We start from the raw sequence: 26,567 nt of genomic DNA on the forward strand, positions 1-26,567 counted from the left end.
CTTCGGCGCGGCCATCAGACCGGCTCCGCGACGGTCTCGCCGGCCTCGACGAGCTTCTTCAGGATGCGCCGCGCGGCCAGGCCGCCGGTGTCGATGTTGATCGAGAGCTCCTGGTAGTTCTCCTTCTCGCTCTCGACGACCTCCTCGAGGATGTTGAGCGCGACCACGTCCTGCATCACCACGGTGTGGTTGTTGGTGGCGAGGTACTCGGTGACCTTCTCGTCGCCGAGCGCGAAGTCGCGTGCCACCATCCAGAAGTCGTGGGTCGAGTGCTCGGTCTCCGGGGTGATCGCGTAGGTGACCTCGACGTGGAAGGCCTCGTCGTCGGGACCCTCCTCGGGAGGGAGTACGCCGACAGGGGCGATCCGGCTGTGCAGCAGATAGAGGCACGGCGCGTGGTACTCGACGTCCTGCCAGCGGGTGATCCGGCCCTCGATGCCGGTGGAGTTGGCGTAGAACGGCGGGCACTCGGCGTCGTCCATGTGCCGGCTGACGTAGACGACGTTCGCCTCCTCGTCGACCTCGGTGGTGATCGGGGTCTCGGCGACCTCGGGGGTGCCGATGTAGCCGCCGTGCAGGTAGGTCTCGTGGGAGAGGTCCATCAGGTTGTCGACCAGCAGGCCGTAGCGGCCCTTGATCGGCTCGCGGCCGCGGACCACGGTGTAGTCCGGGCTGTCGAGCCAGGGCGCCCGCGGGATCAGTACGGTGTCCGCGCGGTCCTGGTCGCCGATCCAGATCCAGACGAAGGAGTCCTGCTCGTGCGCCGCGAAGGCGGGCACCCGCGCGGCGCGGGGGATCCGCTTCTGGGCCGGTGCTGCCACACAGCCGCCGGTCTTGTCGTAGGTGAAGCCGTGGTAGCCGCAGATGATCTGGTCGTCCTTGAGATGACTCAGCGAGAGCGGGTAGCGGCGGTGGACGCAGCGGTCGGCCAGCGCCACCACCTCGCCCTCGGAGGTGCGGTAGAGGACGATGGGTTCATCGCAGATCGTCCGGCCGAGGAGGCCGTCCTCGATCTCGCTGCTGTACGCGGCGACGTACCACTGGTTGAGCGGCCAGCTCGGCATGACATCTCCTGGGGTCTCGGGGTGAAGCAGGTTCGTCAGGAAACCTTGCTGGTCACGCCGTGACCGTTGACACATCCTTTCCGCCTACCGGAAGACATACTGATCGGGTGCCCGCCACCGCGAACGCCGCCTCTCTGACCACCAAGACGCTCGACGTGCTGGGGGCCTTCACCAGCGACCAGCCGCGGCTGAGCCTGTCCGAGGTGGCCCGCCGAGCGGACCTCGCGCTGACCACCGCGCACCGCATCGTGACGGACCTGCTCGCCTGGGGCGCCCTCGAGCGCACCGGCTCGGGTCACTACGAGCTGGGCCTGCGGCTGTGGGAGATCGCTGCGCTGGCGCCGCGCGGTGTTCCGCTGCGCGAGGTGGCCCTGCCGATCATGGAGGACCTCTACGAGGCCACGCACGAGAACGTCCAGCTGGCCGTCCGCGACCATCTCGACATCGTCTACCTGGAGCGCCTCACCGGACGCGGAGCGGTCCCGGTCCTGACCCGGGTCGGCGGACGGTTCGCGATGCACGCCACCGGCGTCGGGCTGGTCCTGCTCGCGCACGCTCCGACGGCGGTCCAGGAGGAGGTGATCGGCGGTCGGCTGCGCCGCTGGACCCCGCACACGGTGACGGACGGGACGCGCCTGCGAGCGGCCCTGGCCGACGTACGCCACAGTGGCGTCGCGATCAGCGATCGGCAGGTCACGGCGGACGCGGTCTCGGTGGCCTGCCCGGTCCGCGGCGCCGACGACACCGTCGTGGCCGCGCTCTCCGTGGTCTTCCACGCCGACGGACCGATATCGGCGCAGGCGATCACGCCCGCGCTGCGGGCGGCGAGCCGGTCGATCTCCCGGCTGCTCGGCTCCCCGGCGGCGCGACGTCAGCCGTCGGGCTCGCGCCGCCGGCCGGGCGGCTCCTGAGTCGCTCGCCCGGGTGCGATGTCTCGGCCCGGGCGAGCTCGCGCTGGATGCCGTGGGCGGCGACGGTCAGGGCCGACGAGAGCCGCACGCGCTCGCGTGCCAGGCTGGGCACGACCAGCCCCAGGGCGGCGACCACGACGGCGCCGTCGTAGACGGGCACCGCGACGGAGCAGGCGCCCAGCGTCATCTCCTCGGCGGTGGTGGCGTAGCCGTCACGTCGCACGCGGGCCAGCTGGGCGCTCAGCACCCCGGGCGCGGTGACGGTGTAGGCGGTGTGGCGGCCGAGGTTCGCCAGCACCCGCTGGCGGACCTCGTCGGGAGCGTGGGCGAGCAGCACCTTGCCGACGCCCGTCGCGTGCAGCGGGAGGCGACCTCCGACCCGGCTGGCCGCAGGGACGGAGGCACGTCCGGACAGCCGCTCCAGGTACAGCGCGGCGTCGCCGTCGCGGACGGCGAGGTGGACCGTCGCGCGCGTCGCAGCCTGGAGGTCCTGGAGGTACGGCGCGGCGATCTCGCGCAGCTCGGTGCGCACCGGTGCGAGCAGGCCGAGGTCCCACAGGCGAGGCCCGATCACATAGCGGCCATCGGCGATGCGCTCCAGTGCCCCGCCCGTCACCAGCTGCCGCGCGATGCGCAGGGTGGTCGGGATGGGCAGCCCCGTGCGTGACGCCAGCTCCGTCAGGCTCAGGCGGCGGTGCTCCGGGTCGTACGCGCCGAGGATCGACAGCGCCCGGGCCACGACACCGTCCGGGACCGGGACCATGCCGGCCGGATCTCCTCCCGTTTTCACTCAGCGAAATCTAGCGGCAGACGGCGAGCCCCGCCCTTCCTAGGCTGCCGCCCATGACCGCCCTCCCTCGTCCCACCAGCGCCGGGGCCGGCGCCCTCGCCTCCAGCACCCGGACCCGGGTGGCGATCGTCGGCGGTGGCCCGGCCGGCCTGATGCTCTCGCACCTGCTGCACGTCGCCGGCGTCGACAGCGTGGTCGTCGACCACCGCACCCACCACGAGATCGCCACGACGCATCGCGCCGGCATCCTCGAGCGCGACAGCGTCCGCCTACTGGTCGAGTCGGGTGTCAGCGACCGGGTCCTGCGCGAGGGCGATCGGCACGGCGGGATCTACCTGCGCTTCGACGGCGAGAGCCACCATCTCGACTTCGAGCGGCTCGTCGGCGCCTCGGTCTGGCTCTACCCCCAGACCGAGGTCTTCATCGACCTGGCAGCGGCCCGCGAGCGCGACGGCGGCGACGTGCGCTTCGGTGTCAGCGGCGTGGAGGTCCACGACGTCCGGGACGCACCCCGCGTCGTCTATGCGGACGCCGACGGGGCTCGGCACGAGATCACGGCCGAGCTGGTCGTCGGCGCCGACGGATCGCGCAGCGTGTGCCGACCGCTCGTGGAGGACCGGCAGCAGTACTTCCGCGAGTATCCCTTCGCGTGGTTCGGCATCCTGTGCGAGGCGCCGAAGAGTGCCCCCGAGCTGATCTACACCCGCTCCGAGCGCGGTTTCGCGCTGATCAGCCAGCGCACCGAGGACGTGCAGCGGATGTACTTCCAGTGTGACCCGGCGACGCTGGTCGAGGACTGGTCCGACGACCGGATCTGGGAGGAGCTGCAGACCCGTCTCGCCGGCGGCGACGGCTTCCGGCTCGAGGAGGGACCGATCATCGACAAGTCGGTGCTGCCCTTCCGCAGCTTCGTCCAGACGCCGATGCAGCACGGGCGGCTGTTCCTCGCAGGCGATGCCGGCCACACCGTCCCGCCCACCGGCGCCAAGGGGCTCAACCTGGCACTCGCCGACGTCCGGGTCCTGGCCGAGCTGATCGAGCGTGCGCTGTGCCGCGGCGACGAGCAAGCCCTGTCGACCTACACGGCCCGGGCGCTGGACCGGGTGTGGCGAGCGCAGCACTTCTCGTACTGGATGACCTCGATGCTGCATCGCCTGCCGGAGTCCAGCGACTTCGACGAGCGGCGGCAGGCCGGTGAGCTGGCCACCCTGGTCGGCTCCGAGGCCGGCTCGACCTACCTGGCCGAGGGCTACACCGGCTGGCCCGCGTGAGCTGGCCCGCGTAGAAGAGGCGGGCGCGCGGCGGCTCAGGGCCTCCGGTAGACCTGCGGCACGTACCAGGCCCCCGTCTGCAGCGGGGCACCCTCACTCGCCCGGTGCGAGACCAGCCGTCGTCGCAGGTGCTCGCCGTTCGCCCCGTGTCGGCGGTAGTGGTCGAGCAGCAGGTCGTGGCCCAGGTCGTTGGCGAGGTCGCGCCACACGGTGTGGACATGCTGCCCCGCGGCGACGGCGTTGTCGGCCTCCACCAGCAGGCCGGAGGTCGAGATCCGGTAGTAGTGCGCCGTGTCGGGGCGGGTGCCGCCGGCCCAGGCGAACCGCAGGTGCTTCGGGTCCTCGGCGAGCACCTGCTCGCGGTACTGGCTGCTCAGCTCCTCGGGACCGGTCTCGACGAACCGCAACAGGAGATCGCGTACGGCGCCCAGCTGTCGCCCGTCGAGGTCGGCGCCGCTGATGCCGGACGGATCGGCCTGCACGAAGCGGAGCGCCTCGCGGTCGTGGTCGGTGATCTCGTAGCCGACGATGCCCAGGTCGACCGGGTCCGACCACTCCTCGGCGCCGACGCGCGGCACCTGCCGGGTGACGAAGTCGGCCGGGGCGACGTCGTGGACGACCGCTGCGGCGCGCAGGTCGGCCGAGAGCCCGTCGAGGATCTCGAACGCCATCTCCTCGCTGCGGCCCAGGGGGTCGAGCACTCCGGCCGGGATCGGCATCGCGCCCATCGCGAACGGGGTCACCGTGAGGTAGCGCTGCGCGACGACGGTGTAGCTCAACGAGAGGTGGTGGCCGATGATCCGCCACCCCCAGGTGTCCTCGAAGCCGGGACGCCCGAAGACGGTGATCCAGTAGCCCTCCGGGTCGCGGAACTCGCCGGCGATGACGCCGAAGCCGCGCTCGAGCACCTCCATCTCGCGCAGCATGTTCTCGGTCGCCATCACCGAGAGCACCTGGCTGTAGCCGCGCATGCTCAGCCCGGACCTGATCAGCGCGTGCGCGAGGATCCGCTGGTGGTGGTCGAGCTTGGCGAGCGGGACCCCGGTGCGGTCGGGTTTCGGGATGAAGTCCCAGTCGACCCGGTGGGGGTCGTCCATCGCGGGGCGATGCATCTGGCCGCGCAGATCCGGGCTGAGCGAGTCGAGCAGGGCCCAGGTGGTGAAGAGCATCCGCTTGATGGTGAGCGGTGCCTCGTACGTCATCGGTTCCATGTCACTTCTTCTCCGGGTCACTTCTCCGGGTCACTTCTTCTCCGGGTCACTTCTCCTGCAGGACGGCGAGCAGCTCGCCGTGGATGAGCGCGCCGCCGTCGAGCCGGGCCGCGATCGCCTGGCGCGCGGGGCGGTGCTCGGGATCGGGGAACATCGCCAGCCACTCGCGGTTGAGCGCCTCGCGATCGCTCGGGTCGGCGAGGTGGAACGTCATCCGCAGGATGTCGGTGGGCTCGGCGCCGGCCGCGGCGAGCAGCGCGCGCACATGGATGAAGACGTTCTCGCACTGCTGGCTCAGGCCGACCGGCATCTCCTGCGTCTCCGGGTCGCGGCCGGTGAGCGCTCCCGAGGCGAGGAAGGGGCCGATACGGCTTCCGGCGGGGATGGGGTTGGCGTGCCGGAACCCGGGGACGTCGATGCTCTCGGCCACCCGATCAGCCCTCCGCGACGACGGTGTTCTCGAGGGCACCGAGGCCCTCGATCTCGGCCCGCACCACGTCGCCGACCTTGAGGAAGTCGCCCGTCGGCGCTCCGATCCCGGCCGGGGTGCCGGTGGCGAGGATGTCGCCGGGCATCAGCGTGAACACCTGGGTGAGGTAGGCGATCTGCTCGTAGATGTCGTAGATCATGTCGCTGGTGGGGAAGTCCTGGCGGACCTCGCCGTTGACCGTCAGCCGCATCTGCAGCGCCAGCGGGTCCTCGACCTCGTCGTCGGTGGTGAGCCACGGGCCGATCGGGCCGTGGGTGTCGAACGACTTGCCGAGGGTGAACGTGGGGGAGCGCTTCTGCAGCCAGTCGCGGACCGACACGTCGTTGGCGACCAGGTAGCCGCCGATGACGGAGCGGGCGTTCTCGACCGAGACGTGCTTGCAGCGCTGACCGATCACCACGCCCAGCTCGATCTCGTAGTCCAGCGCGTCGGAGATGTTCGGCTTCACGATGCCGTCATGGGGACCGGTGATGCAGCTGACCTGCTTGTTGAACCACAGCTGGCTGGTCGGGATCGGGATCCCGGCCGCACGGGCCTCCTCGGCGTGCTCCTTGTAGTTCATGCCGATGCCGAGGTACTTCTGCGGGTTGTCGATCGGTGCCTCGAGGACGACGTCGGCGAGCGCGTGCTGGGGGCCGCGCGAGGCGAGGATCTGCGCGCGCAGGGACGGCAGCACGGGCAGGATCGCCCGCAGGGAGGTGCCCCCGACGACGTCGGAGATGTCGGTGACCCGGTCCCCGTCGACGCGTCCGAGCCGGGTGGGGCCGTCGCTGGTGTGGAAGCGGGCGATCTTCACTGCTGTTCCTCCTGGTCGATCATGTCGAGCCCGGCCTTCTCGGCGGCCGTGGGCGTCCAGACGTGCTCGCCGTCCGGGGTCATCTGGAAGCTGACGAACCGCCACGCCCCGTCCTCGCAGCGACGCAGGACCTGGATGACCTGGCCGGCGACGGTGCGCTCGGAGCCGTCCGGGCTGCCGAGCCGGTTGACCAGGCGACCGGTCATGATGGCGACGTCGCCGATGACGCGGATCGTCAGCTCGCCCCGGGTGGCGCCCTTGTACGGCGCGCGGGTGGCGACGTGCTCGAGCAGCTGTGCCTTGGTGTGGGTGAGGCCCGGCGCGTGGGTGTGGATCAGCGAGTCGTCGTACAGGTCGCTCAGGGTGGCGACGTCGACGTCGAGCAGCGCCTGCTGGCGCCGCGCCTCGACCGCGAGGATCGCGGCACGGGTGGTGTCGTCGGCCACGACGACAGGGTCGACGGTGATCACGGGCCTCACACCTGCGCGGAGGTGAGCGCGTGCGCGGTGCGGTACCCCGTCGCCTGTCCGGCCTCGAAGCCGGGCCGCGGCGAGCCGACCAGGGCGTGGTACCTGCTGAAGATCTCGTCGGCCTCCGCGAGCGGGAGGACCTCCTCGACGTCGGTGAACGGCTTGCCCCCGGTGCGCTCGGCGACCATCCGCCGGATGACCTCGTAGCCCTCGCCGCGCATGTTCATCAGGATCCGGTTGACCCCCTCGCGGCGCGCGGCGTCGTACGCCACGAACGCGGCGTGCGGGTCGGTCGGGTTCGCCGCCAGCTGCTGGACGATCACGCGGGCGTCGAGCATCGCCTGGGTGATGCCGTTGCCGCCGCGCGGGTACATCGCATGCGCGGCGTCGCCCAGCAGCACGACCCGGCCGTCGACCCAGCCGTCGAGCGGCTCGTGTCGGATCAGGGGGAAGAGGTAGACCTCGCGGGCGTCGCGCATCATCTGCTGGACGTCGAGGAACGGCAGGTCGACGGTGTCGAAGAGCGGGATCACCTCGGAGATGTCGCCGATCTGGTTCCAGTCCTCGATGGTCTCCTCGCCGTTGGTCTCCGCGACCCAGTTCACCAGCACCTTGCCGCTGCCCTCGAAGTCCTCGGCGATCGGGTACACGATCATCGAGGCGACGTTGGGGTCGCCGATGTGCAGGATGGTGTGGCCGCCACGGAACGGCTCCATCAGCGTCGTGCCGCGCCACATCGTGATGCCGGAGAAGTGCGGCTGGGCCATCTCGGGGAACATCTGCGCGCGGATCGCCGACCTGATCCCGTCCGCGGCGATGACGGCGTCGTGCCGGGCCTGGGACGTACGGCCGTCGGCGTGGCGCAGGTCGAGCGTCACGCCGGCGTCGTCCTGCGCGTAGCCGGTGACGCCCACGCCGAGCCGGAACGCGTCGGCGCCGAGCCGCTCGAGGGCGACCTTGTAGAAGAGCATCTGCAGGGTGCCGCGGTGCACGAAGCGCTGCTCGTGCAGGTAGCCCATGTGCACGCCGCACTTCTCGGCGTAGATCTCCTGGCCGAAGTGGTTGTAGAAGATCGAGTCCTCGGCGTCGACCGAGATCGCGCGGAACTCGTCGAGCAGTCCGAGCTCGTCGATCTCGGCGGTGCCGACGGTCTTGATGTCGACGCCGACGCCGAGCGGCCTGAGCTCGGGGACGACCTCGTAGACGGTCGGACGAAGGCCCTGCTGGTGCATGCGAAGAGCGGTGAGCAGGCCCGCAGGGCCGGCTCCGATGATGGCGATATCCAGGGGTGCGGCGGTCATGTCGAGGACCCTAGAGGAAATCGTGTACGATCTCAACAACGATTTGACACGTCCCATTTTGGGACTTGCGTCACAGCAAATTGCGTATATCGTTTCGTACACGATCCGACGTCGGGATCCTGCCGGCACTCGCCGAGCGACCGCCAAGGACGTCGTCACACCGCAAGACGGGAGCACCCAGTTCGCATGTCCCACACCTCGTCCACCGCCACCCAGGCGCCTGCCGGGAGCAGGGCGGCCGAGCCTGCCGCGCCGAAGACCTCCAGCGCCGGCTGGCTCGCGGCTCGCTTCGCCGTCATCGGCGTCTGGGTCGCGATGATCGTCTTCTTCTGCATCGTGCGCCCGGACACCTTCATGACCAGCGGGACCGTCAAGACGATCCTCGGCGGCTACAGCCAGCAGACCCTCGTCTTCCTCACCGCCGCGCTGCTCTGCACGATCCTGGTCGGGGAGTTCGTGGACATGTCCATCGCCTCCAACTTCGGCCTCTCCGGCACGCTCGTCACGGTCCTCAACGTCAACCACGGCTGGAACGTGTGGCTCGCCGCCCTCGTCGCGCTGCTCGTGTCGACGCTGGTCGGCCAGGTCAACGGCTGGCTGGTGGTCAAGGTCGGCGTCAACACCATCGTCGTCACCCTGGGCGTGGGCACGCTCCTGCTCGGGATCGCGCTGTGGCTCTCCAACCTGATGCCCGTCAGCGGCCTGCCCGTGTCGTTCCAGAAGATCGCCGCGCACCCCCTGTTCGGGCTGCCGATCGGCTTCTACTACGGCGTCGTCCTCATGCTCGGCTTCGCCTACGTCCTGCACTTCACGCCCCTGGGCCGCAACATGCGCTTCGTCGGGGAGAGCCGTGAGGTCAGCCGACTCGCCGGCGTCCGGGTCACCCGGATCCGGATCGGCGCCTTCACCATCGGTGGCCTGCTCGCCGGTCTCGCCGGCGTCCTCGCCGTGGCCCAGACCGGTGGCTTCGACCCCAACTCCTCGCAGATGTACCTCCTGCCGATCTTCGCCGCAACGTTCCTCGGCACCGCGATCCTCCAGCCCGGGCGGTTCAACCCGCTCGGCACCCTGATCGCCGTCTTCTTCCTGGCCACCGGCGTGCTGGGCCTCCAGCTCCTCGGTGCCACCAGCTGGGTCTCCGACGTCTTCTACGGCGGCGTCCTCGTCGTCGCGGTGACCATCTCGACCGTCCTGCACCAGCGCTCTCGGTGAGCTGGCTGAGCACCACGCATCACCCCGTTCGGCCCCTGTCACCATCCACAGAAAGAGTCCTGCAATGAGCACCTCCCGTCTCGTCCGGCCCGGGCGCACGCGCACCCTCGCCGCCACCGGCGCCGCCGCCTTCCTGGTCGCCTCGCTGGCAGCCTGTGGCAGCAGCTCCAACAACGCTGCCGACGGTGACTCGGCCGCGGCTGCCCCCACCACCTCGGCCGCCGCCGGCGACGGATCCGACCTCGCCGCCGACGTCGCCGCGCTGGACAAGCCACTGGATGCGTACCCGACGCCGACCGACGCCATCTCGGGCGACGTCTCCACGCTCAAGGGGAAGACCATCTACTACATCCCGGTCACCCTCCAGGCGCCGCAGTTCGGCGGCACCGCCAAGGTGATCGAGACCGCCGCGGCGGCCGCGGGCCTCAAGGTCCAGGTCTGCGACGGCAAGGGCACCCCGACCGACATCAACGCCTGCGTCGCCCAGGCGACCAGCGCCAAGGCCGGCGCCATCGTCACCGACGCGATCCCGTACGGCATGGCCGCGAACTCCCTGGACGCCGCCCAGAAGGCCGGGATCCCGGTCGTCATCAACAGCCAGGTGCTCGACGACACCCACCCGCAGTCCAAGACGCTGGCCTACGTCGGCGAGAACGCCGGCTCCGACCAGCAGACCGCGCTGGCCAAGTGGACGATCCAGGACTCCGGGGGCAAGGCCGACATCCTGATCAACCAGAACTCCGACGGTCCCTCGCAGCCCGTCTTCGTCGCCGCCGGCAAGAAGGTCTTCAGCAGCGACTGCCCCGACTGCAAGGTCTCGATCAACGAGGTCTCCTCCTCCAACTTCGCCCTGGTGCCGTCCTCGACCAGCGCCGCGCTGCTCAAGGACCCGAACATCACCTACGTCCAGAGCCAGTTCGAGCAGTTCCTGCAGCCGACCCTGGGCGGCATCCAGGCCGCTGGAAAGAGCGGCATCAAGGTCCTCACCGGCGCGGCCGAGCTCAGCAGCCTCAAGGCGCTCAAGGGTGGTCAGATCGTGGCGGCCGCGGGGCAGGCGAACAGCTACCAGGCCTGGGCCGACGTCGACGCCGTCATCCGGATGATGCTCGGCTCGCAGGCACCGGACTACACCATCCCGGTCCGGCTCTTCACCAAGGACTCGGTCGCCAGCCTCCAGCTCACCGACGCCGCGGAGGCATCGGGTGAGTGGTTCGGTCCGGCGAGCTTCACCGACGACTTCAAGAAGCTGTGGGGCGTCGCGTGAGCGAGTCCGTCTCGTCGCCGGCTCGGGAGCACGCTCCCGAGCCGGCGGGCTCCCGCCTCTCGGTCGACTCCCTGTCGATGACGTTCGGCACCGCACGCGTGCTGCGCGATGTCGCCATCGACGTCGCGCCCGGTGAGATCCACGCGCTGATCGGGCAGAACGGCTGCGGCAAGTCCACGCTCGCCAAGATCCTCACCGGCGTCTACAACCCGGACGCGGGGAGCCGGGTCACCGTCGACGGGGCAGCGGTCCAGCTGCCGATCCGGCCCGACGAGGCTCGCGCCCGCGGGGTGGCGGTGGTCCACCAGAGCCTCGGGCTGGTCAAGGACGCCACCGTCCTGGAGAACACCCGGCTCGGGCGCCTCACCGGCTCCCGCTTCCTGCGCCGCATCGACTGGACGCGGGAGCGCATCGCGACGGAGGCCGTCTTCGAGCGGATGGGGCGCAGCATTCCGCTCGACGCGAAGGTCGGCGACCTGCGCGAGGACGACCGGGCGGTCGTCGCGATCGCCCGGGCGCTGCAGGACCTGCCCGAGGACGGCGGCCTCATCATCCTCGACGAGTCCACCCGGGCGCTGGGGCGCGAGGCGCTCGAGCGCTTCTTCCTCCTCCTGGACGGCATCGTCGCGAAGGGAACCTCGGTCCTCCTCATCACCCACCGGCTCGAAGAGGTCGTGGACGCCGCCGACCGGGTCACCGTGATGCGTGACGGCCAGGTCGTGGTCGCCGGCCGTCCGGTCGAGGGGCTCGACAAGACCGCGCTCGCCTCCCTCATGCTCGGCCGCAACGCCGACGACCTGGAGCACCGCAGCGCGGCAGTCCGGATCGACGCCGATCCGATCGCCGTCGCGGGCCTCGCCGGCCTGCGGGTGCGCGATGTCGCCCTGGACGTCCGCCCGGGCGAGGTCGTCGGCCTGACCGGCCTCGGCGGCTCCGGCTACGACGACGTCCCGTACCTGATCTCCGGCGTCGCCCGCGCCGACGCCGGCACGGTCACCCTGCCCAGCGGCACCAGGAAGCTGCGCGGACTCAGCCCCGCCACGGCCATCGCAGCCGGCATCGCGCTCGTCCCCGAGGGTCGCGACACCGCCGGGCTCGCGATGGAGATGACGCTCACCGAGAACATCGCCTTCCCGCAGACCTGCACCAGCCGGCGTCTCGTCGCGCCGCTGCGATCGGGCGCGGAGAGCGCGCTCGCCGAGGACTGGATCGCGCGCCTCGACGTCCGCCCGCCGGCGGCACAGACACTGCTCAAGAACATGAGCGGCGGCAACCAGCAGAAGGTGCTGCTCGCCAAGTGGCTCGCCACCGACCCCACCCTGCTGGTGCTGCACGAGCCCACCCAGGCCGTCGACGTCGGCGCCCGGCACATCATCGTGACGGCCGTACGCGAGGCCGCCGCACAGGGCCGCGCCGTCGTGGTCGCCGGCTCGGACGAGAACGAGCTCGCCCTGCTCTGCGACCGCGTCCTCGTCTTCCACGAGGGCACGATCCGCGAGGAGCTCACCGGCGAGATCACCCCCGACCGCATCGTCAACGCCATCTACACCGGTGGTCAGCGGACCCGCCTGCGGCAGCGTGCCGCGGTCGGCGACTGACCCCCCGCACCTGCACACGAAGACACGAACGCACCGAACGAAGAGACTGAGAGAGACCACCGTGACCGTCGTCGACATCAACATCCACCACCTGCCCGAGGACCTCTTCACCAACGAGAAGATCCTCAACGGCTTCCTCAACAGCGCGCCGCGCGGCTTCGGCGAGATCGCGAGCGTCGGCACCGCCGACGACGGCAAGCCGCAGCTCATCCTGGAGAAGCCGAAGGGCTACCAGAACCTCAACTACGTCGACGGCGACTACTCCGCCGAGGCCAAGCTGGCCGCCATGGACGACGCCGGCGTCGACTACGGCATCATGCGCGTCCCGGTGTGGCAGGAGTGGCTGGACCTCGAGACCTGCAGGGCCGTCAACGACAACGCCGCCGACATCGTCAAGCGCTCCAACGGGCGCCTGTTCTCCACGGCCTGCGTCCCGCCGTGGGGCGGCAAGGAGAACGTCTACGAGCTCGAGCGCTGCATCGACGAGCTCGGCGTCGTCGGCGTCCAGATCGCCTGCCACTACGGTCAGCTCTACCTCGACGACGAGGTGTTCCGCCCCTACCTCAAGGTGCTCAACGACAAGGGCCTGCCGGTGATCGTGCACCACACCCCGCTGCCGGTGGAGTGGAAGTCGGTCATCGACTACACCAACCTGCGACGCGAGTACGGCCGCATCATCGACCAGGGCATCGCGGTCGGCCGTGAGCTCTTCAGCGGCATGTTCGACGAGCTGCCCGACCTGCGTTTCATCCACACGATGTTCGGCGGCAACTGGTTCGCCAACACCGCCCTGCTGACCCCGCACGCGTCGAACAAGAAGGAGTCGCTGACCCGGCTCGACCCCACCGGCGGCGAGAAGATCAAGAGCTACCTCGAGAACAACATCTACTTCGACATGACCCACCCGCACTCGTGGGGCAAGCTCCAGGTCGAGGCCGCGATGCAGATCAACGGCGCCGACCACTACATGTTCGGCTCGTCGTTCCCGGTGTTCCGCAGCTGGATGAGCCAGGGCGTGGACTTCCTGAAGAACGAGATCGAGGTCTCCGACGAGGACCGCGAGGCCGTGCTCTACGGCAACGCCAAGCGCATGTTCAACCTGCCGATCTGATTGCACCGATGAGCACTGCTGACGCCGCTGGGACCGACCAGGACATCGACGGCTACTTCACCACCGCGCGGGTCGCGGGGCGGGAGGAGGCGGTCGAGCTCACCGACGCCTCCTTCCGCACCTTCCTGCTCGCGCACGCGGATCCCAAGCTCGCCGACGTGCGCGGGATGTCGTACGAGGAGTTCGCCCAGGACCGCTACCGGGCGCCGTTCCTGCGCGAGCTGCTCGAGACCTGGGACGGGCTCTACCGCGAGCCCTACGCCGGGATCACCACCGACGGGGTCGTGCGCGCGGATCTCTACCGGCTCCCGGCAGCTCCGGCGGCCGGTGCGGCGACGGCCGCGGCCGCCACCGCGGCGCAGGCGGTCCTGGCCACGCTCACCTCCGGTGAGCGCGACGCGGTCCGCCATCCGATCGACCATCCGCACTGGCGGGCCTGGTCCAACCCGGAGTTCGTCGTCTACCGGGTCGGGCTGCGGCTCGAGGTCTGCTCGGAGGAGACGGTCGCGGCGGTGCATGCGCTGATGGCGGCCTCGCTCAGCGCCGAGGGGTACGAGCGGGTCGTCGAGGCGATGCGGCTCAACGGCTACCTCGGGGAGCTGGTCGATCTGCCCCGGGTGATGAACGAGCGCTCGTACTGGTTCGCGCTCTACGGCGACCCCGACGCGGACGCACCCTGGGGCTGGCAGCTCTTCGGCCACCACGTGGTGGTCAACTTCGTCGCCGTCGGAGGCCGGCACGTGATCGCGCCGGTCTTCCTCGGCGGCGAGCCGGCGCTCACCGACGGCGACGATGCCCGTCCGCCGCTCTTCGCGACCCGCGAGCGGCTGGCCCTGGAGCTGGCCGGCTCGCTCACCGGCGAGCAGCGGGCGCAGGCGGTCGTCTACGCCTCGGTGCTCGACCCGGCGATGCCCGAGGGCCGGGTCCATCCCGCCGACGAGCGGCACGTCGCGGGCGCGTTCCGCGACAACCGGGTGGTGCCGTACGAGGGACTTCGGGCGAGCGAGCTCTCCGAGGCCCAGCGGGCGCTGCTGCGCGGGATCGTCGAGGACACGCTCCTGCTGCTCGTCCCGGAGCAGCGGGAGCTGACCCTCGCGGAGTACGACGAGCACCTCGGTGAGACCCGGATCTCGTGGTACGGCGCGACCGACGGCAGCCAGCCGTTCTACCTGCGCGTGCACTCGCCGGTGATCCTGGCCGAGGTCGACGACCACGCCGGGGTGTGGCTGACCAACACCCTGCCGGCGAGATTCCACATCCACACCACGCTGCGTCACCCCAACGGCAACGATTACGGCAAGGCGCTCATCGACGCGTGGAGCGCACGCCGGACCGACGCAGGGGAGTGATCAGACGTGACTGCCCTCATGGAGCTCGGCGTCGTAGCGGGTGACCGCCTCGACGGTGTTGAGCTCGTGCTGCTTCGCGGCGGCCTCGATGGCCTCCGCGGACGCCCCGGCCTCGATGAGCTCGAGGATGCCCTCGTGCTCGGCCAGTGCCGCGTGGGCGCGACCCGGCGCGTACCAGAAGGCCGACTGCCGGATCATCTCCAGCCGGTTCCACTCGTTCTCGACCATGTCGAGGAGGCGGTGGTCGTCGGCCCGGGAGGCCAGCAGGTCGTGGAAGTGCCGGTTGAGCCGGCCGAAGCGGGCCGGGTCGAAGTCGGCGAGTGCCTCGGACATCTGCCGGTTGAGGGCGTGGGCCTGCGCCAGGTCCTCGGCCGTCAGCTTGGGCGCGGAGAGTGCCGTCGCGTAGCCGCCGAGCCGGGCCACCAGGCACATGCCGTGCTGCCAGGCGTCGGTGTCGAAGGTCTTCACCACGGCACCGACGTTGGGCACGATGTCGATCCAGCCCTCGGCCTCGAGCCGGCGCAGCGACTCGCGCCACGGCACCGAGCTGATCCCGTGCTCACGGACGAGCTGGTCGATGACGAGGCGGTGGCCGGGGCCGTACGTGCCGTCCATGACCCGCTCCTTCAGGATCTGGAACGCTTGCTCGGCCTTGCTCGCCACCGGATCAGCTCCTCTGTGCGGACCGCCGGCGGCAGCCGGCTGGCCCGATGCTACGGCACCGCGGGCCGCAAAGGCATGCCATTCAACATGCGATTTCCTACACGATCTCAAGGCAAGGAGACAGCCCGATGACCGCACCGACCCTCTCGCCCGAGCTGCGCGACAAGCTGCTCCGGGCACCGGTGGCCGGACTCTCGGCGCAGCTGCGCAAGCGCGGGCTGGACAACGTCACCGTCGACGGCGTCCGACCGCTGCATCCCGAGCAGAAGGTGGTCGGCACGGCCAGAACGCTGCGGTTCCTGCCCCTGCGCGAGGACCTGTTCGGCACTCACGGCGGCGGGTACAACGCGCAGAAGCGGGTCTTCGACACCGTCGCGGAGGGCGAGGTCATCGTGATCGAGGCCCGTGGCGAGACCGGATCCGGGACCCTGGGCGACATCCTCGCGCTGCGGGCCCACGCCCGCGGCGCGGCCGCGATCGTCACCGACGGAGGTGTACGCGACCTCGAGGCGGTCGCCGCCGTCGGCATCCCGGTCTACACCGTCGGAGCGCACCCCGCGGTGCTCGGCCGCCGGCACGTGCCCTGGGAGCACGACGTGGCCGTCGGCTGCGGTGGCACCACCGTGCTGCCCGGCGACATCGTCGTCGGCGACGCGGACGGCGTGATCGTGGTCCCGCCCGCCCTCGCCGAGGAGGTGGTCGACGCCGCCCTCGCCCAGGAGGATGAGGACGCCTGGATCGCCGACCAGGTCCGCGCCGGGCACCCGGTCGACGGGCTCTTCCCGATGAACGCGGCCTGGCGGGCCCGCTACGACACGGAGCGACAGGCATGACCGAGGCCCTCGAGACCAGCAAGTCGCAGCGCGCCTACGACTGGATCCGCGAGCAGATCGCGATCCGCCGCTTCGGGCCGGGCTACCGGCTCGTGCTCAGCTCGCTCGCCGGCGAGCTGTCGATGAGCGTGGTGCCCGTGCGGGAGGCCATCCGCCGGCTGTCGGCGGAGGGGCTGATCACGTTCGAGCCCAACCTCGGCGCCCGGGTGGCGGTGATCGACGCGGTGCAGTATCGGTTCTCGACACAGGTGATCAGCGTGGTGGAGAGCGCGGCGACGGCGCTCTCCGCGCCGCACCTCACCCCGGCCGACATCGCCCGGGCCCGCGAGGTCAACGAGCTGATGCGCCAGAGCCTGCGCGACGTCGACCCGCGTGCCTTCCGTACCCGCACCCGCGAGTTCCACCGCATCCTCTACGGCCGGTGCCCCAACCCGCGACTGATCGAGATCGTCGAGGCGGAGTGGGCGCGCCTGGGGAACCTGCGCGACTCGGCCATCACGTTCGTGCCGGGACGAGCGCCCGCGTCGATCTGCGAGCACGACGAGCTGCTCGACCTGATCGAGAGCGGTGCCGATCCCGTCGAGCTCGAGCGGGCCGCGCGCCGGCACCGCGAGACCACCCTCAACGCCTACCTGACCACCACCGAAGGAGCCTCCGATGCTGCCCGCTGAGACCATCGCCGAGCTCGCGTCCGAGCTCGCCGAGGCCGACCGGACGCGCACGGTGATCCCTCGCATCACCGCCCGCCATCCCGAGGCCACCGTCGAGGACGCGTACGCCATCCAGGGCGTGTGGCGCGACCAGCGCCTCGCCGCCGGTCGACGGCTGATCGGCCGCAAGATCGGGCTGACCTCGAAGGCGATGCAGTCGGCGACCGGCATCACCGAGCCCGACTACGGCGTGATGTTCGACGACACCGTGTGGGAGAACGGCGCGACGATCCCGTTCGACGCGTTCTCCAACGTCCGCATCGAGGTCGAGCTCGCCTTCCTGCTCAAGGAGCCGCTGGAGGGGCCGCACTGCACGATCTTCGACGTGCTCCGGGCCACCGAGTACGTCGTCCCGGCGCTCGAGGTGCTCAACTCCCACGTGGAGATCGAGGGGCGCACGATCGTCGACACCATCTCCGACAACGCGGCGTACGGCGGACTCGTGCTCGGCGGAAACCCGACCCGTCCCGCTGCGGTCGACCTGCGCTGGGTCGCCGCGCTGCTCTACCGCAACGAGACGATCGAGGAGACCGGCGTCGCGGCGGGTGTCCTCAACCACCCCGCCACCGGCGTCGTCTGGCTCGTCGACAAGCTGCACCAGCACGGCACCCGGCTCGAGGCCGGCGAGGTCATCCTGGCGGGCTCGTTCACGCGCCCGATGTGGGTCTCGCGGGGCGACAGCGTGCTCGCCGACTACGGGCCGATGGGGACGATCACATGCCGCTTCGCCTGACCCCGACCCTGCGCGACGCGCTCGCGGCGGCGGATCGACCCCTGGCCGGGATGTGGGTGTGCAGCGGCAGCCCGCTGGTCGCGGAGATCTGCGCCGGCAGCGGCCTGGACTGGCTGCTGATCGACATGGAGCACGCGCCCAACGGCCTCGAGTCGGTGCTCGCCCACCTCCAGGCGGTCGCGCCGTACCCGGTGATCCCGCTCGTCCGCGTCCCCGGCCACCTGCCGGTGATGATCAAGCAGGTGCTCGACCTCGGCGCCCGCAACCTCCTGATGCCGATGGTCGACACCGTCGAGCAGGCCGAGGCCGCTGTCGGCTCGGTGCGCTACCCGCCGCGCGGCATCCGCGGCGTGGGCTCGGCGTTGGCCCGCTCCGCCCGCTGGAACCGGATCGACGACTACCTCACCGACGCCGACGATCACGTCTCGCTGTTCGTCCAGATCGAGTCCGCCGCCGGTGTGCGGAACGCCGCCGAGATCGCCGCTGTCGACGGCGTCGACGGGGTCTTCGTCGGACCCTCCGACCTGGCCGCGTCGATGGGGCTGATCGGACAGCAGAGCCATCCCGACGTGGTCGCCGCCGTACGCGCGACGTTCGCCGCGGTGGCGGCCACGGGCAAGCCGGTCGGGGTGAACGCGTTCGACCCGGCCGTCGCCGACGCGTATCTCGAAGCCGGGGCCTCCTTCATCCTCGTCGGCGCCGACGTGGCCATGCTCGCGCGTGGCTCGGAGGCGCTCGCGGCCCGCTTCGCGGGCCCCACGCGTTCGCCCGATCGCGCCAGCTACTGAACCCCTCGACCCAGGACACACCATGACCCAAGAGACCGCCTCCCGCCCCTCGGATCGCGGACGAGGCCCGCGCCGACAACCGCCGCGATCCGTCGAGGTGATCGCCGTCGAGCGGCTCGCGCCCCGCCTGCGCGCCATCACGTTCGGGGGAGACGCGCTGGCCGGCTTCGGTCCGCCCGCCCCGACCGCCCACATCAAGCTCTTCCTGCCCGACGCCGACGGCCGCCTGCGTGCCCCGATCGCCGGGCCCGACGGACTCGAGTGGCCCGGGGGCCGACCGACGATGCGCACCTACACGCCGCGTCGCTACGACGCCGACGCGAACACCCTCGAGGTGTGGTTCGTGCTGCACGGCGACGGCCCGGCGGCACGGTGGGCGGAGCACGCCGCACCCGGTGACCGGGTCGCCATCGGTGGTCCCGGTGGCCGGTTCGCTGTCGACCCGCTGACGACCTCGTGGTGGATCGCTGCGGATGAGAGCGCGCTGCCGGCCCTCGCCACGCTCATCGAGGCGCTGCCGGAGTCGGTGGTCGCGCGCGTGCATGTCGAGGTCGACTCGGCGGCCGATCGCGTCGCGCTGCCCGAGCACCCGGGCGTCGAGCTGAGGTGGCACCACCGGGACGACGCGCCTGCGGGCACCCAGCCCGGTGACCTGCTCGTCCGGGCGCTGCAGGCCGGCGACGTCACGCCCGCGACCCAGCTGTGGGCGGCGTGCGAGGCGTCGGCGGTGCGGCGGATCCGTCGCCATGCCCTGGGAGTCCGGGCCCTGCCGCCGACCCAGGTGACGACGCGGGGCTACTGGTGCACGGGGGAGTCCAACCACCCCGACCACGACTTCGGCGAGGACTGAGGCGCAAGCGGCTGCTCGTGCCGGTATCCCGCGACATGCAGGGCATGCATGTCGCGGGATGCCGGTTATGAGTTGGACGGATGTGATGGCAGCCACGTTCACTGGATGCCGTGACCACACCACCGACCTCCGACGTCGACCTGTTCGCCGACGACGTCCTCATCGATCCGTATCCGACCTACGCCGCGCTCCGCGAGCTGGGTGCCGTCGTCCACCTGCCCGCCAACGAGGTCTACGCCCTGACCAGGTACGACGCCATCCGCGATGCCCTGGGTGACTGGGAGACCTTCTCCTCCGCCCGCGGCATCGGCTTCAACCCGATGGTCAACCAGGCGCTCGTGGGCACCTCGCTCGCCTCGGACCCGCCGGAGCACACCGCGCTGCGGGCCGCGCTCACCGAGAACCTCTCGCCCCGGGCGCTGCGCGGCCTGAAGGGCCGGATCGACGCCCGGGCCGACGCGCTGGTCGCCGAGCTCGTCGCGACCGGCTCGTTCGACGCGATCGACGCGATCGCCCGGGCGTTCCCTCTGGAGATCGTCGCCGACCTGGTCGGCTTCACCGGAGAGGTGCGCGGCCACATGCTCGCCTGGGGCAAGGCGGCCAACCAGGTGATCGGCCCGCTCAACCCGCGCACGGCCGACAGCTTCCCGATCGCCGGCGAGCTCTACCGCTGGTGCGCCGGCGTCGCCAAGGACGACCTGGCCGAGGGGTCGATCGGACGCGGCATCTTCGAGGCGCAGGAGCGGGGCGCGATCCCGCAGGGCTCGGCCGGCCCGATCATCCACCAGTACCTCGCCGCCGGCGTCGAGAACACCGTCAGCGCCATCGGCAACATCATCGCGCTCCTCGCCGCTCACCCCGATCAGCTGGCGTTGGTCCGCAAGGACCCGTCCCTCATCCCGGGCGCCTTCAACGAGGTGCTCCGGTTCTGGGCCCCCATCAATGCCTGGGGCCGCGAGACCGCCCGCGAGGTCGAGATCGACGGGGTCACCATCCCGGCCGGCGCCCGGGTGGCGATCCTGTTCGGGGCCGGCAACCGCGATCCGCGCCACTACGACGACCCCGACACGTTCGCCGTCGAGCGCAACCCGGTCGACCACCTCTCGCTGGGCTACGGCGTGCACGGCTGCGCCGGCCAGGGCCTCGCGCGTCTCGAGGCGCACGCGATCATCGACGCCCTCGCCCGCCGGGTGGAGCGGCTCGTCGTCGGCGACGAGACGCGCGTCCCGCACAACGCCACCCGGAGCATCGAGTCGCTCCCCGTCCTGGAGGTCGTCCCCGCATGAGCACCCTGGTGATCGAGCTCGACCAGCCCCGCTGCGAGGGTCACGGCCTGTGCGAGGAGGCGGCGCCCGACCTGATGCACCTCGACGACGAGGGCGACCTGGTCCTCGACGTCGCTCGGGTCGAGGACGGCACCCCGCAGGCCCGCGCGGCGGCCGCCGCCGTCCGGGTCTGCCCGGTCGCGGCGCTCCGGCTCGTATGAGCAGCCCGCAGCGGATCGTCGTCGTCGGCAACGGCATCGCCGGTCTCACCGCGGCGGACGAGCTGCGCGCAGCCGGCTTCGACGGCGAGCTGACCGTCGTCGGCGAGGAGCGGCACGCCGCGTACAGCCGTCCGGCGCTCTCCAAGGCGCTGCTCGGTGCCGGCGACCTCGAGGCGCACCACCTGCCGCCGGCGACCCACGGGGCGACCGAGCTGCTGGGCCGTCGCGCCGAGTGCCTCGACCCCGAGCGTCGGATCGTCACCCTCGACGACGGGGGCACCCTCCCGTACGACGCGCTCGTCCTCGCCACCGGCTCACGCGCCCGGCGGCTCTCGCGGGACCCGAGCGAGCTCACCCTGCGCGGCCTCGACGACGCCCTCGCCCTGCGGGAGCGGCTCGCGTCCAGACCCTCGGTGGTCGTCGTCGGCGGTGGGGTCCTCGGCATGGAGATCGCCTCGGCCTGCCTCACGGCCGGCTGTCGGGTGACGCTCGCCTCCCAGGGCGCCCCGCTCGCGCTCGCGCTCGGCCCGTTCCTGTCCGAGGTGTTCGCCGACGCCGCCCGCGAGCAGGGGCTGACGATCGTCGAGACGGCGGGCGCCCGCGTCGAGGGCGGTCGGGTCGTCGTCGACGGCGGTCGCGTCCTCGAGGCGGAGCTGGTGGTGAGCGCGGTGGGGGACCTGCCCAACACCGAGTGGCTCGGCTCCAGCGGCCTGCTGCGTGACGGGGTCCTCGCCGCCAACCACCAGGGCCTGCTCCGTCCCGAGATCGCGGCGGTGGGCGACCTGGCCGTCTTCCCGACCCGTCGCGGACCGCGCCGCATCCCGTTGTGGAACAGCGCGATCGAGCAGAGCAAGGTCGCCGCGGCCGCGCTCATCCGAGGACCGGAGGCGCCCTCGATCGCGTTCGAGCCGTACTTCTGGACCGAGGGCTTCGGCCTCAGCCTGAAGGCGGTCGGCTTCCTGCCGCTGCTCGGCAGCCCCGAGCTGCTCGCAGGAGAGGTGGCCACCGCCGGGCTGCTGCGCTGGCAGCACGAGGACGGCACCGGCACGGCGGTAGCGCTCAACCACCGCATCCCGATCCCGCGGCTGCGCCGGGCCGCCGCGTAGGGTCGGCTCCCGTGAGCGACGAGCCGGAGTCCGCGGGGTCGGGCCTCGACCGACTCGCGTCGGTCAACCTCAACCTGCTCGTGCCGCTGCTCGCGCTCCTGGAGGAGCGCTCGGTGACCAGGGCGGCCGAGCGGGTGGGTCTCACCCAGCCCGCGATGAGCCACGCGCTCGGCCGGATGCGGCGTCTGCTCGGGGACGACCTCCTCGTGCGCCAGGGGAGCGGGACACGGTTGACGCCGCGCGCACTCGAGCTGATCGCGCCGCTGCGCAGCACGCTCCAGCAGGCCGCGGGTGTCGTGAACTTCCCCGGCTTCGACCCCGCCACCGACCGGCGGGTGATCACCGTGGCGATGATGACGACCACCGCGTTCGTGGTCGGCGCACCGCTCGCGCGCCTGGTCGCCGAGCGCGCACCACAGGCGAGTCTGCGCATCCGCACGATCACGATGCCGACCGAGGCCGCCTTCACCGACGAGGGCGTGGACGTCGTGCTCCTCTCGGACGCCTTCTTCTCGCCCTACTCCCGAGAGCGCCTGTACGACGACCGGTGGGTGCTGATCGCCTCGCCGGACACGCCACCCGAGGCGAGCGCGATGCAGCTGATCACCGGGCAGCGCCACGTGGTCTTCGACGCCGAGCGCCGCGTGCTGCCGTACACCCTGCTCGACGAGCGCGGCGTCTCGTTCCGCACCGCCCAGCTGGTCTCCGACAACCTGCTGGTCCCGCACCTGGTCGCCTGCTCGAGCGGGGTCGTCGGCTTCCAGCGCCTCCGGGTCGCCGCCGCGATGAAGCAGGTCGTCGACCTGCGGATCGAGGAGCTGCCCTTCGCGGTGCCGCCGGTCGGCATCGACATGGTGTGGAACCCGCGCCTGTCCGACCAGCGGTTCATCGAGTGGCTGCGGGCGTTGCTCTTCGAGGTCGCGTCCGGTCTCAGGTGAGCAGGCGCGTCCAGCTGGCCGCGAGCTCCTCGAGCATCTGCTCGCGGGTGAGCCGCCAGTCGGATCCCTCCCAGTTCTGGGCGACGTAGTCGAGCTGCGCCATCGCCAGGACGCCGCGGAAGTGGCGCTGGTGCGGCTCGAAGCGGCCGGCCTTGGTCAGGCCGTCCTCGATGTCGCTGATCGGCTCCTCGAGCCAGCGCTCGATCAGGTTGCCGAGGTCGGGCTCGACGGCGGCAGCATCGCGCGCGATCCGGATGATCGGGTGGATGACCGGCCAGGTGGCGGCCACCCGGTGCAGCCAGTCGGCGATCGCCTCGGGGGTGCCGTCGGCGACCGTGGTGACGAGATCCTGGGCCGTCGAGCCGTGCTCGGCGGAGCGGACCCGATCCAGCGCCTCGTTGAGCGGCTCGTCGATCAGTGCCTTCATGAGGTCGCCGCGCGAGGGGAAGTAGGCGTAGAAGGTGACCCGCGTGGTCCCGGCCGCCTTCGCGATGTCGTCGACCGTCGTCGCGGCGTACCCCTTCGACTTGAAGAGCTCGAGGCCGGAGTCGAGCAGCAGTCGTCGGGTCAGCTGCTTCTGGGCCGCACGCAGGTTCGCCATGGTCGCACCCTAGTCCAAGGGTGTACGGCGAGCATGCGCATGGAACTTTCGCAATACATGTCGAACTAATCCTTGACAGTGCGTAAACCAATGTGACACGGTTCACGCCGAACCGCGTGATGCCCGTCACGCGACGGCTGGTTCTTCGCTGTACCCGATCCGGGGCAGGCGCGAGACGGCCCGACCCTCTACCAAGGAGCACTCGATGAGTGACACTCAGGTCCGGGGCTACGTCCCGACTCTGATCGCCGGCTGTCTCGGCGTCTTCGTGGCGCAGGTGGCGTACTCGCTGCCCGCCTCCGTGTTGGGAACGATCCAGCGCGATCTCGGCATCTCCGGCGCCCAGCTCACCTGGGTGAGCGCCTCGTTCGCCGCGGCGATGGTGATCTTCGAGCTCACCTTCGGCGTCTTCGGCGACATCTTCGGCCGCAAGCAGCTCCTGCTCGGCGGCCTGGTCGTCCTGGCGGTCGGCGAGTTCATCACCCTCGCCGACGCCGGCAACGTGCACGCGCTGTGGATCGGCCAGGCCATCGCCGGCATCGGCGCGGGGGCGCTGTATCCCATCTCGCTGACGATGATCGCGGCGCTCGCACCCAACCCCGTCGTCCGGGCCCGCTCGATCGCGCTGTGGGCCGGCTTCCTGTCCATCGGCGCCGCCGTCTCGCCGATCGCGGCCGGCACCCTCGCCGAGAACGGGCACTGGAAGTCGTCCTTCTGGATCCCGATCGCGCTCGCGGCGGTCGCCTTCGTCGCCTCCCTCGGTGCCCGCAACTCCTCGGCGCGTGAGGGCCGCAGGCTCGACATCCCCGGCCAGCTCACCCTCATCGTCGGCCTGGTGGCGCTCGTGTGGGCCCTCACCCAGGGCTCCGAGGACGGCTACGGCCAGGGCGACATCATCGTCGGCTTCATCGTCGCGGCGGTGTTCCTGGTCGCGTTCGTGACGATCGAGGTGCGGTCGGCCTCGCCGTTGGTCCACCTCGACCTGTTCGCCAACCGCGCGTTCGCCGTGACCGGCATCGTCGCGATCGTCGGCATGTTCGCCTACCTCGCGATCTGCTTCTCGATGACGATGTTCCTCGGCACCGTCATCCACATCGGCGCCGTCTACATCGGCATCCTGTTCCTGGTCATCCAGATCCCGGCGCTGCTGCTCGTACCGGTCGTCGCCAAGCTGATCCATTCGGTCAGCCCGCAGTGGGTGCTCACTGCAGGCTTCGCCTGCATCGCCGCGGCCGCGTTCTGGTCCTCGACCTTCGACGCGCACGACTTCCTCGACGCCAACGGCGCTCCGCACAACGCCGACTACGTGAAGTTCATCGCGCCGATGATCCTCAACGGCATCGGCTTCGCCCTGACCGTCGGCTCCATCACCGCCGTCGCGATCAACGCCGTTCCGCTCCGGCTCGCCGGGATGGCCTCGGCCACCACCAACCTGCTGCGCGACTTCGGCTTCGCCCTCGGCCCGGTGCTCGGCGGCGCCATCTACAACTCCATCGCCAACAACCGGCTCGCCGACGGGCTCGACGCCGCGATCGGGCAGGCCACCCAGGACGGCTTCACCGTCCTCGGCCAGCCACTCGACCCGCACGTCCCGACGGAGGCCGTCGTCGGAGCCCTGCACGGCATCGCCGACGGCGGTGGCGCTGTCGCGGTCAACTCGGTCCCGGTCCTGACGGACCCGTCGACCGGCAAGCCGTTCGTCGACATGCCGTTCGCGCTGCACGACCTCGCCTTCACCTCCCTGTCGCACGCCTTCAACGTGACCTTCCTCGTCGCGGCGATCTGCGCGGCCGTCTCCGCGGTCCTCGCGGCCGTGGGCCTGGTGGGGGTGAAGAGCGCCTCGACCGAGGCGGTCGAGCTGGGCACCGACGTGGTGCACCAGATCGCCGGCGTCGCCGAGGACCTGCCTACCGCCTGAGTCCTGATCGAGGGGCCACGGCCGGGCAGTCCGCTGTCGGCCGTGGCCCTTCGCCGTCCCCGCTGGCACTACCGGTGAAGAAAACTGTGCGTAGCGTTCAAATGCTTGACACTCTGTAAATCAAATGGCTACTGTGACAGCCGACACAGGGTGCGCCGCACCACACTTCTCGAACCGTGAGGCTGAGATGACCGACATCACCGTCAACACCGTGCTGGGCCCTGTGCCCGCCGCCGATCTGGGCGTCGTAGCCGTGCACGAGACGCTGCTCGCCGTGCTCCCCGGCGCGCAGTACGCGCACGACATCGACCTCGACCGGGCGGTCGTCTTCCGGGCGATCGCGACGAAGCTGGCGGCGTTCAAGGCCGCGGGCGGCGGCACCGTCGTGGACGCGAGCGGCATGTTCGCCGGCCGCGACGTACCGCTGCTCGAGGCCCTGTCCCGCGCGATCGGCGTACACGTCGTCGCCTCGGCCGGGCAGATGGAGGAGGGCATGCTCGGCGGCTACTTCCTGACGCCCCAGACCAACCCGCCGACACCGTGGCCGGCGGAGAAGTTCGCCAGGCTCTACGCCGACGAGATCACCGAGGGCATGGTGGTGCCGCGCGTCGAGCGCCGCGCGCCCGCAGGGCTGATCTCGACCGCCGTCACCGCGGCGGGGATGACCCCGACCGACGAGAGCCAGCTGCGCGGCTGCGCCCGTGCCGCCCTCCAGACCGGCGTCGCGCTCGCCTTCCGCGCCGGCGCCGACCCCGTCGCCGAGCTCGCCGTCGCCCTCGACGAGGGTCTGCCCGCCGAGCGGATCGCCGTCACCAACGCCGGCGAAGTCGCCGACACCCTGGCCGCCACCGGCGCCTCGGTCGTCTTCACCGACATCGCCGCGGCGGTCGCGTTCGCCGCCGAGCACCCCACCCGGACCCTGATCGCCACCGGCGGCGCGGCCATCGCGTTCGGCTACGCCGAGGGCGAGCTCCCCGAGACGACGTACGACGCCCTCGTCGCCGCCGTCCCGGCCGAGCTCCGCGCCCAGCTCCTCACGTCCAACCCCGCCGCTCTGCTCGCCGTCGCCGCGACCACCGCCCCGACCACCCAGGAGGCCTGAG

Annotated in this window: 27 protein-coding genes; 18 read left to right on the forward strand and 9 right to left on the reverse strand. The window is 71.1% G+C overall.

Annotated elements, in window-relative coordinates:
- Positions 1–14: 14 nt before the first annotated feature.
- Positions 15–1,064: a Rieske 2Fe-2S domain-containing protein gene (locus ACZ5L9_RS13635; RefSeq protein WP_464528615.1), complete on the reverse strand. Its 1,050-nt coding sequence runs from the start codon at positions 1,062–1,064 to the stop codon at positions 15–17.
- A gap of 107 nt (positions 1,065–1,171) precedes the next feature.
- On the opposite strand from ACZ5L9_RS13635, the gene ACZ5L9_RS13640 reads away from it, so the two are divergent.
- Positions 1,172–1,975, forward strand: a complete 804-nt coding sequence (locus tag ACZ5L9_RS13640; RefSeq protein WP_464528617.1) for an IclR family transcriptional regulator — start codon at positions 1,172–1,174, stop codon at positions 1,973–1,975.
- Here ACZ5L9_RS13640 and ACZ5L9_RS13645 read toward each other — a convergent pair.
- Positions 1,869–2,765: an IclR family transcriptional regulator gene (locus ACZ5L9_RS13645; RefSeq protein ID WP_464528620.1), complete on the reverse strand. Its 897-nt coding sequence runs from the start codon at positions 2,763–2,765 to the stop codon at positions 1,869–1,871. The two genes, ACZ5L9_RS13640 and ACZ5L9_RS13645, sit on opposite strands and share 107 nt — an antisense overlap.
- Before the next feature lie 53 nt (positions 2,766–2,818).
- On the opposite strand from ACZ5L9_RS13645, the gene ACZ5L9_RS13650 reads away from it, so the two are divergent.
- The gene (locus ACZ5L9_RS13650; protein WP_464528621.1) at positions 2,819–4,036 is read left to right on the forward strand and encodes a 4-hydroxybenzoate 3-monooxygenase; all 1,218 of its coding nucleotides are present in this window, start codon (positions 2,819–2,821) and stop codon (positions 4,034–4,036) included.
- 35 nt (positions 4,037–4,071) lie between these two features.
- On the opposite strand, the gene ACZ5L9_RS13655 is transcribed toward ACZ5L9_RS13650, so the two are convergent.
- From ACZ5L9_RS13655 to ACZ5L9_RS13675, 5 genes are read right to left on the reverse strand one after another with little or no spacing between them, the layout of a single operon-like run.
- Entirely contained in the window at positions 4,072–5,247 is a 1,176-nt protein-coding gene (locus tag ACZ5L9_RS13655) for a DUF3500 domain-containing protein (protein ID WP_464528623.1), read from the reverse strand.
- A gap of 46 nt (positions 5,248–5,293) precedes the next feature.
- Positions 5,294–5,677, reverse strand: a complete 384-nt coding sequence (locus tag ACZ5L9_RS13660; protein WP_464528624.1) for a RidA family protein — start codon at positions 5,675–5,677, stop codon at positions 5,294–5,296.
- Between the two features lie 4 nt (positions 5,678–5,681).
- The gene (locus ACZ5L9_RS13665) at positions 5,682–6,533 is read right to left on the reverse strand and encodes a fumarylacetoacetate hydrolase family protein (protein WP_464528626.1); all 852 of its coding nucleotides are present in this window, start codon (positions 6,531–6,533) and stop codon (positions 5,682–5,684) included.
- Positions 6,530–7,003 (reverse strand): nuclear transport factor 2 family protein, encoded by a 474-nt coding sequence (locus ACZ5L9_RS13670; RefSeq protein ID WP_464528627.1) that lies wholly within the window; start codon positions 7,001–7,003, stop codon positions 6,530–6,532. The genes ACZ5L9_RS13665 and ACZ5L9_RS13670 overlap by 4 nt, the downstream gene beginning before the upstream one ends.
- Before the next feature lie 5 nt (positions 7,004–7,008).
- Complete coding sequence (locus ACZ5L9_RS13675) at positions 7,009–8,304, reverse strand: FAD-dependent monooxygenase (RefSeq protein WP_464528628.1); 1,296 nt, start codon at positions 8,302–8,304, stop codon at positions 7,009–7,011.
- A gap of 186 nt (positions 8,305–8,490) precedes the next feature.
- Between ACZ5L9_RS13675 and ACZ5L9_RS13680 the strand changes: the two genes are divergently transcribed.
- The 5 genes from ACZ5L9_RS13680 to ACZ5L9_RS13700 all read left to right on the forward strand — a co-directional run bounded on the left by ACZ5L9_RS13680 (position 8,491) and on the right by ACZ5L9_RS13700 (position 14,838).
- Positions 8,491–9,516: an ABC transporter permease gene (locus ACZ5L9_RS13680; protein ID WP_464528630.1), complete on the forward strand. Its 1,026-nt coding sequence runs from the start codon at positions 8,491–8,493 to the stop codon at positions 9,514–9,516.
- A gap of 64 nt (positions 9,517–9,580) precedes the next feature.
- Complete coding sequence (locus tag ACZ5L9_RS13685) at positions 9,581–10,780, forward strand: sugar ABC transporter substrate-binding protein (protein WP_464528631.1); 1,200 nt, start codon at positions 9,581–9,583, stop codon at positions 10,778–10,780.
- A complete protein-coding gene (locus tag ACZ5L9_RS13690) occupies positions 10,777–12,378 on the forward strand; it encodes a sugar ABC transporter ATP-binding protein (protein WP_464528633.1) in 1,602 nt (533 codons plus the stop codon). Before ACZ5L9_RS13685 ends, ACZ5L9_RS13690 begins: the two co-directional genes overlap by 4 nt.
- A gap of 61 nt (positions 12,379–12,439) precedes the next feature.
- Entirely contained in the window at positions 12,440–13,489 is a 1,050-nt protein-coding gene (locus tag ACZ5L9_RS13695) for an amidohydrolase family protein (RefSeq protein ID WP_464528634.1), read from the forward strand.
- Positions 13,490–13,497: 8 nt separating this feature from the next.
- Positions 13,498–14,838 carry a DUF3500 domain-containing protein gene (locus ACZ5L9_RS13700; RefSeq protein ID WP_464528637.1) on the forward strand — a complete coding sequence of 447 codons (1,341 nt, stop codon included), beginning with the start codon at positions 13,498–13,500 and terminating at the stop codon, positions 14,836–14,838.
- Here ACZ5L9_RS13700 and ACZ5L9_RS13705 read toward each other — a convergent pair whose 3' ends face one another.
- On the reverse strand, positions 14,839–15,501 hold the full coding sequence (locus ACZ5L9_RS13705) for a GntR family transcriptional regulator (RefSeq protein WP_464528639.1): 663 nt from the start codon (positions 15,499–15,501) through the stop codon (positions 14,839–14,841).
- Positions 15,502–15,629: 128 nt separating this feature from the next.
- Between ACZ5L9_RS13705 and ACZ5L9_RS13710 the strand changes: the two genes are divergently transcribed.
- From ACZ5L9_RS13710 to ACZ5L9_RS13750, 9 genes are all read left to right on the forward strand, one after another.
- Positions 15,630–16,334: an RraA family protein gene (locus ACZ5L9_RS13710; protein ID WP_464528641.1), complete on the forward strand. Its 705-nt coding sequence runs from the start codon at positions 15,630–15,632 to the stop codon at positions 16,332–16,334.
- The gene (locus tag ACZ5L9_RS13715; protein WP_464528644.1) at positions 16,331–17,005 is read left to right on the forward strand and encodes a GntR family transcriptional regulator; all 675 of its coding nucleotides are present in this window, start codon (positions 16,331–16,333) and stop codon (positions 17,003–17,005) included. The genes ACZ5L9_RS13710 and ACZ5L9_RS13715 overlap by 4 nt, the downstream gene beginning before the upstream one ends.
- Positions 16,992–17,777 (forward strand): 2-oxo-hept-4-ene-1,7-dioate hydratase, encoded by a 786-nt coding sequence (gene hpaH, locus ACZ5L9_RS13720; protein ID WP_464528646.1) that lies wholly within the window; start codon positions 16,992–16,994, stop codon positions 17,775–17,777. The genes ACZ5L9_RS13715 and hpaH overlap by 14 nt, the downstream gene beginning before the upstream one ends.
- Positions 17,762–18,565: an HpcH/HpaI aldolase family protein gene (locus tag ACZ5L9_RS13725; protein WP_464528649.1), complete on the forward strand. Its 804-nt coding sequence runs from the start codon at positions 17,762–17,764 to the stop codon at positions 18,563–18,565. The genes hpaH and ACZ5L9_RS13725 overlap by 16 nt, the downstream gene beginning before the upstream one ends.
- A 22-nt stretch (positions 18,566–18,587) precedes the next feature.
- Positions 18,588–19,415, forward strand: a complete 828-nt coding sequence (locus ACZ5L9_RS13730) for a siderophore-interacting protein (RefSeq protein WP_464528651.1) — start codon at positions 18,588–18,590, stop codon at positions 19,413–19,415.
- Between the two features lie 110 nt (positions 19,416–19,525).
- A complete protein-coding gene (locus tag ACZ5L9_RS13735; protein WP_464528653.1) occupies positions 19,526–20,701 on the forward strand; it encodes a cytochrome P450 in 1,176 nt (391 codons plus the stop codon).
- Positions 20,698–20,901: a ferredoxin gene (locus ACZ5L9_RS13740; protein WP_464528656.1), complete on the forward strand. Its 204-nt coding sequence runs from the start codon at positions 20,698–20,700 to the stop codon at positions 20,899–20,901. The genes ACZ5L9_RS13735 and ACZ5L9_RS13740 overlap by 4 nt, the downstream gene beginning before the upstream one ends.
- The gene (locus ACZ5L9_RS13745; protein ID WP_464528658.1) at positions 20,898–22,007 is read left to right on the forward strand and encodes an NAD(P)/FAD-dependent oxidoreductase; all 1,110 of its coding nucleotides are present in this window, start codon (positions 20,898–20,900) and stop codon (positions 22,005–22,007) included. Before ACZ5L9_RS13740 ends, ACZ5L9_RS13745 begins: the two co-directional genes overlap by 4 nt.
- 11 nt (positions 22,008–22,018) lie before the next feature.
- Positions 22,019–22,945 (forward strand): LysR family transcriptional regulator, encoded by a 927-nt coding sequence (locus tag ACZ5L9_RS13750; RefSeq protein WP_464528660.1) that lies wholly within the window; start codon positions 22,019–22,021, stop codon positions 22,943–22,945.
- On the opposite strand, the gene ACZ5L9_RS13755 is transcribed toward ACZ5L9_RS13750, so the two are convergent.
- Positions 22,938–23,546: a TetR/AcrR family transcriptional regulator gene (locus ACZ5L9_RS13755; protein ID WP_464528664.1), complete on the reverse strand. Its 609-nt coding sequence runs from the start codon at positions 23,544–23,546 to the stop codon at positions 22,938–22,940. The genes ACZ5L9_RS13750 and ACZ5L9_RS13755 overlap by 8 nt on opposite strands.
- Before the next feature lie 205 nt (positions 23,547–23,751).
- Here ACZ5L9_RS13755 and ACZ5L9_RS13760 point away from each other — a divergent pair, with 205 nt between their 5' ends.
- Together ACZ5L9_RS13760 and ACZ5L9_RS13765 are read left to right on the forward strand one after the other, a co-directional pair.
- Positions 23,752–25,464, forward strand: a complete 1,713-nt coding sequence (locus ACZ5L9_RS13760; RefSeq protein WP_464528665.1) for an MFS transporter — start codon at positions 23,752–23,754, stop codon at positions 25,462–25,464.
- 187 nt (positions 25,465–25,651) lie between these two features.
- Positions 25,652–26,566 (forward strand): phosphotriesterase family protein, encoded by a 915-nt coding sequence (locus ACZ5L9_RS13765; RefSeq protein WP_464528667.1) that lies wholly within the window; start codon positions 25,652–25,654, stop codon positions 26,564–26,566.
- Position 26,567 lies beyond the last annotated feature (1 nt).

Source organism: Nocardioides sp. JCM 18998, assembly GCF_055391535.1.

Excerpts from the sequence above, each read along its gene's own strand:
- ACZ5L9_RS13635 (WP_464528615.1), bottom strand. The coding sequence starts at position 1,064 with ATGCCGAGCTGGCCGCTCAACCAGTGGTACGTCGCCGCGTACAGCAGC.
- ACZ5L9_RS13650 (WP_464528621.1), top strand. The coding sequence starts at position 2,819 with ATGACCGCCCTCCCTCGTCCCACCAGCGCCGGGGCCGGCGCCCTCGCC.
- ACZ5L9_RS13655 (WP_464528623.1), bottom strand. The coding sequence starts at position 5,247 with ATGGAACCGATGACGTACGAGGCACCGCTCACCATCAAGCGGATGCTC.
- ACZ5L9_RS13675 (WP_464528628.1), bottom strand. The coding sequence starts at position 8,304 with ATGACCGCCGCACCCCTGGATATCGCCATCATCGGAGCCGGCCCTGCG.
- ACZ5L9_RS13680 (WP_464528630.1), top strand. The coding sequence starts at position 8,491 with ATGTCCCACACCTCGTCCACCGCCACCCAGGCGCCTGCCGGGAGCAGG.
- ACZ5L9_RS13685 (WP_464528631.1), top strand. The coding sequence starts at position 9,581 with ATGAGCACCTCCCGTCTCGTCCGGCCCGGGCGCACGCGCACCCTCGCC.
- ACZ5L9_RS13700 (WP_464528637.1), top strand. The coding sequence starts at position 13,498 with ATGAGCACTGCTGACGCCGCTGGGACCGACCAGGACATCGACGGCTAC.
- ACZ5L9_RS13710 (WP_464528641.1), top strand. The coding sequence starts at position 15,630 with ATGACCGCACCGACCCTCTCGCCCGAGCTGCGCGACAAGCTGCTCCGG.
- ACZ5L9_RS13715 (WP_464528644.1), top strand. The coding sequence starts at position 16,331 with ATGACCGAGGCCCTCGAGACCAGCAAGTCGCAGCGCGCCTACGACTGG.
- hpaH (WP_464528646.1), top strand. The coding sequence starts at position 16,992 with ATGCTGCCCGCTGAGACCATCGCCGAGCTCGCGTCCGAGCTCGCCGAG.
- ACZ5L9_RS13725 (WP_464528649.1), top strand. The coding sequence starts at position 17,762 with ATGCCGCTTCGCCTGACCCCGACCCTGCGCGACGCGCTCGCGGCGGCG.
- ACZ5L9_RS13730 (WP_464528651.1), top strand. The coding sequence starts at position 18,588 with ATGACCCAAGAGACCGCCTCCCGCCCCTCGGATCGCGGACGAGGCCCG.
- ACZ5L9_RS13740 (WP_464528656.1), top strand. The coding sequence starts at position 20,698 with ATGAGCACCCTGGTGATCGAGCTCGACCAGCCCCGCTGCGAGGGTCAC.
- ACZ5L9_RS13745 (WP_464528658.1), top strand. The coding sequence starts at position 20,898 with ATGAGCAGCCCGCAGCGGATCGTCGTCGTCGGCAACGGCATCGCCGGT.
- ACZ5L9_RS13755 (WP_464528664.1), bottom strand. The coding sequence starts at position 23,546 with ATGGCGAACCTGCGTGCGGCCCAGAAGCAGCTGACCCGACGACTGCTG.
- ACZ5L9_RS13760 (WP_464528665.1), top strand. The coding sequence starts at position 23,752 with ATGAGTGACACTCAGGTCCGGGGCTACGTCCCGACTCTGATCGCCGGC.
- ACZ5L9_RS13765 (WP_464528667.1), top strand. The coding sequence starts at position 25,652 with ATGACCGACATCACCGTCAACACCGTGCTGGGCCCTGTGCCCGCCGCC.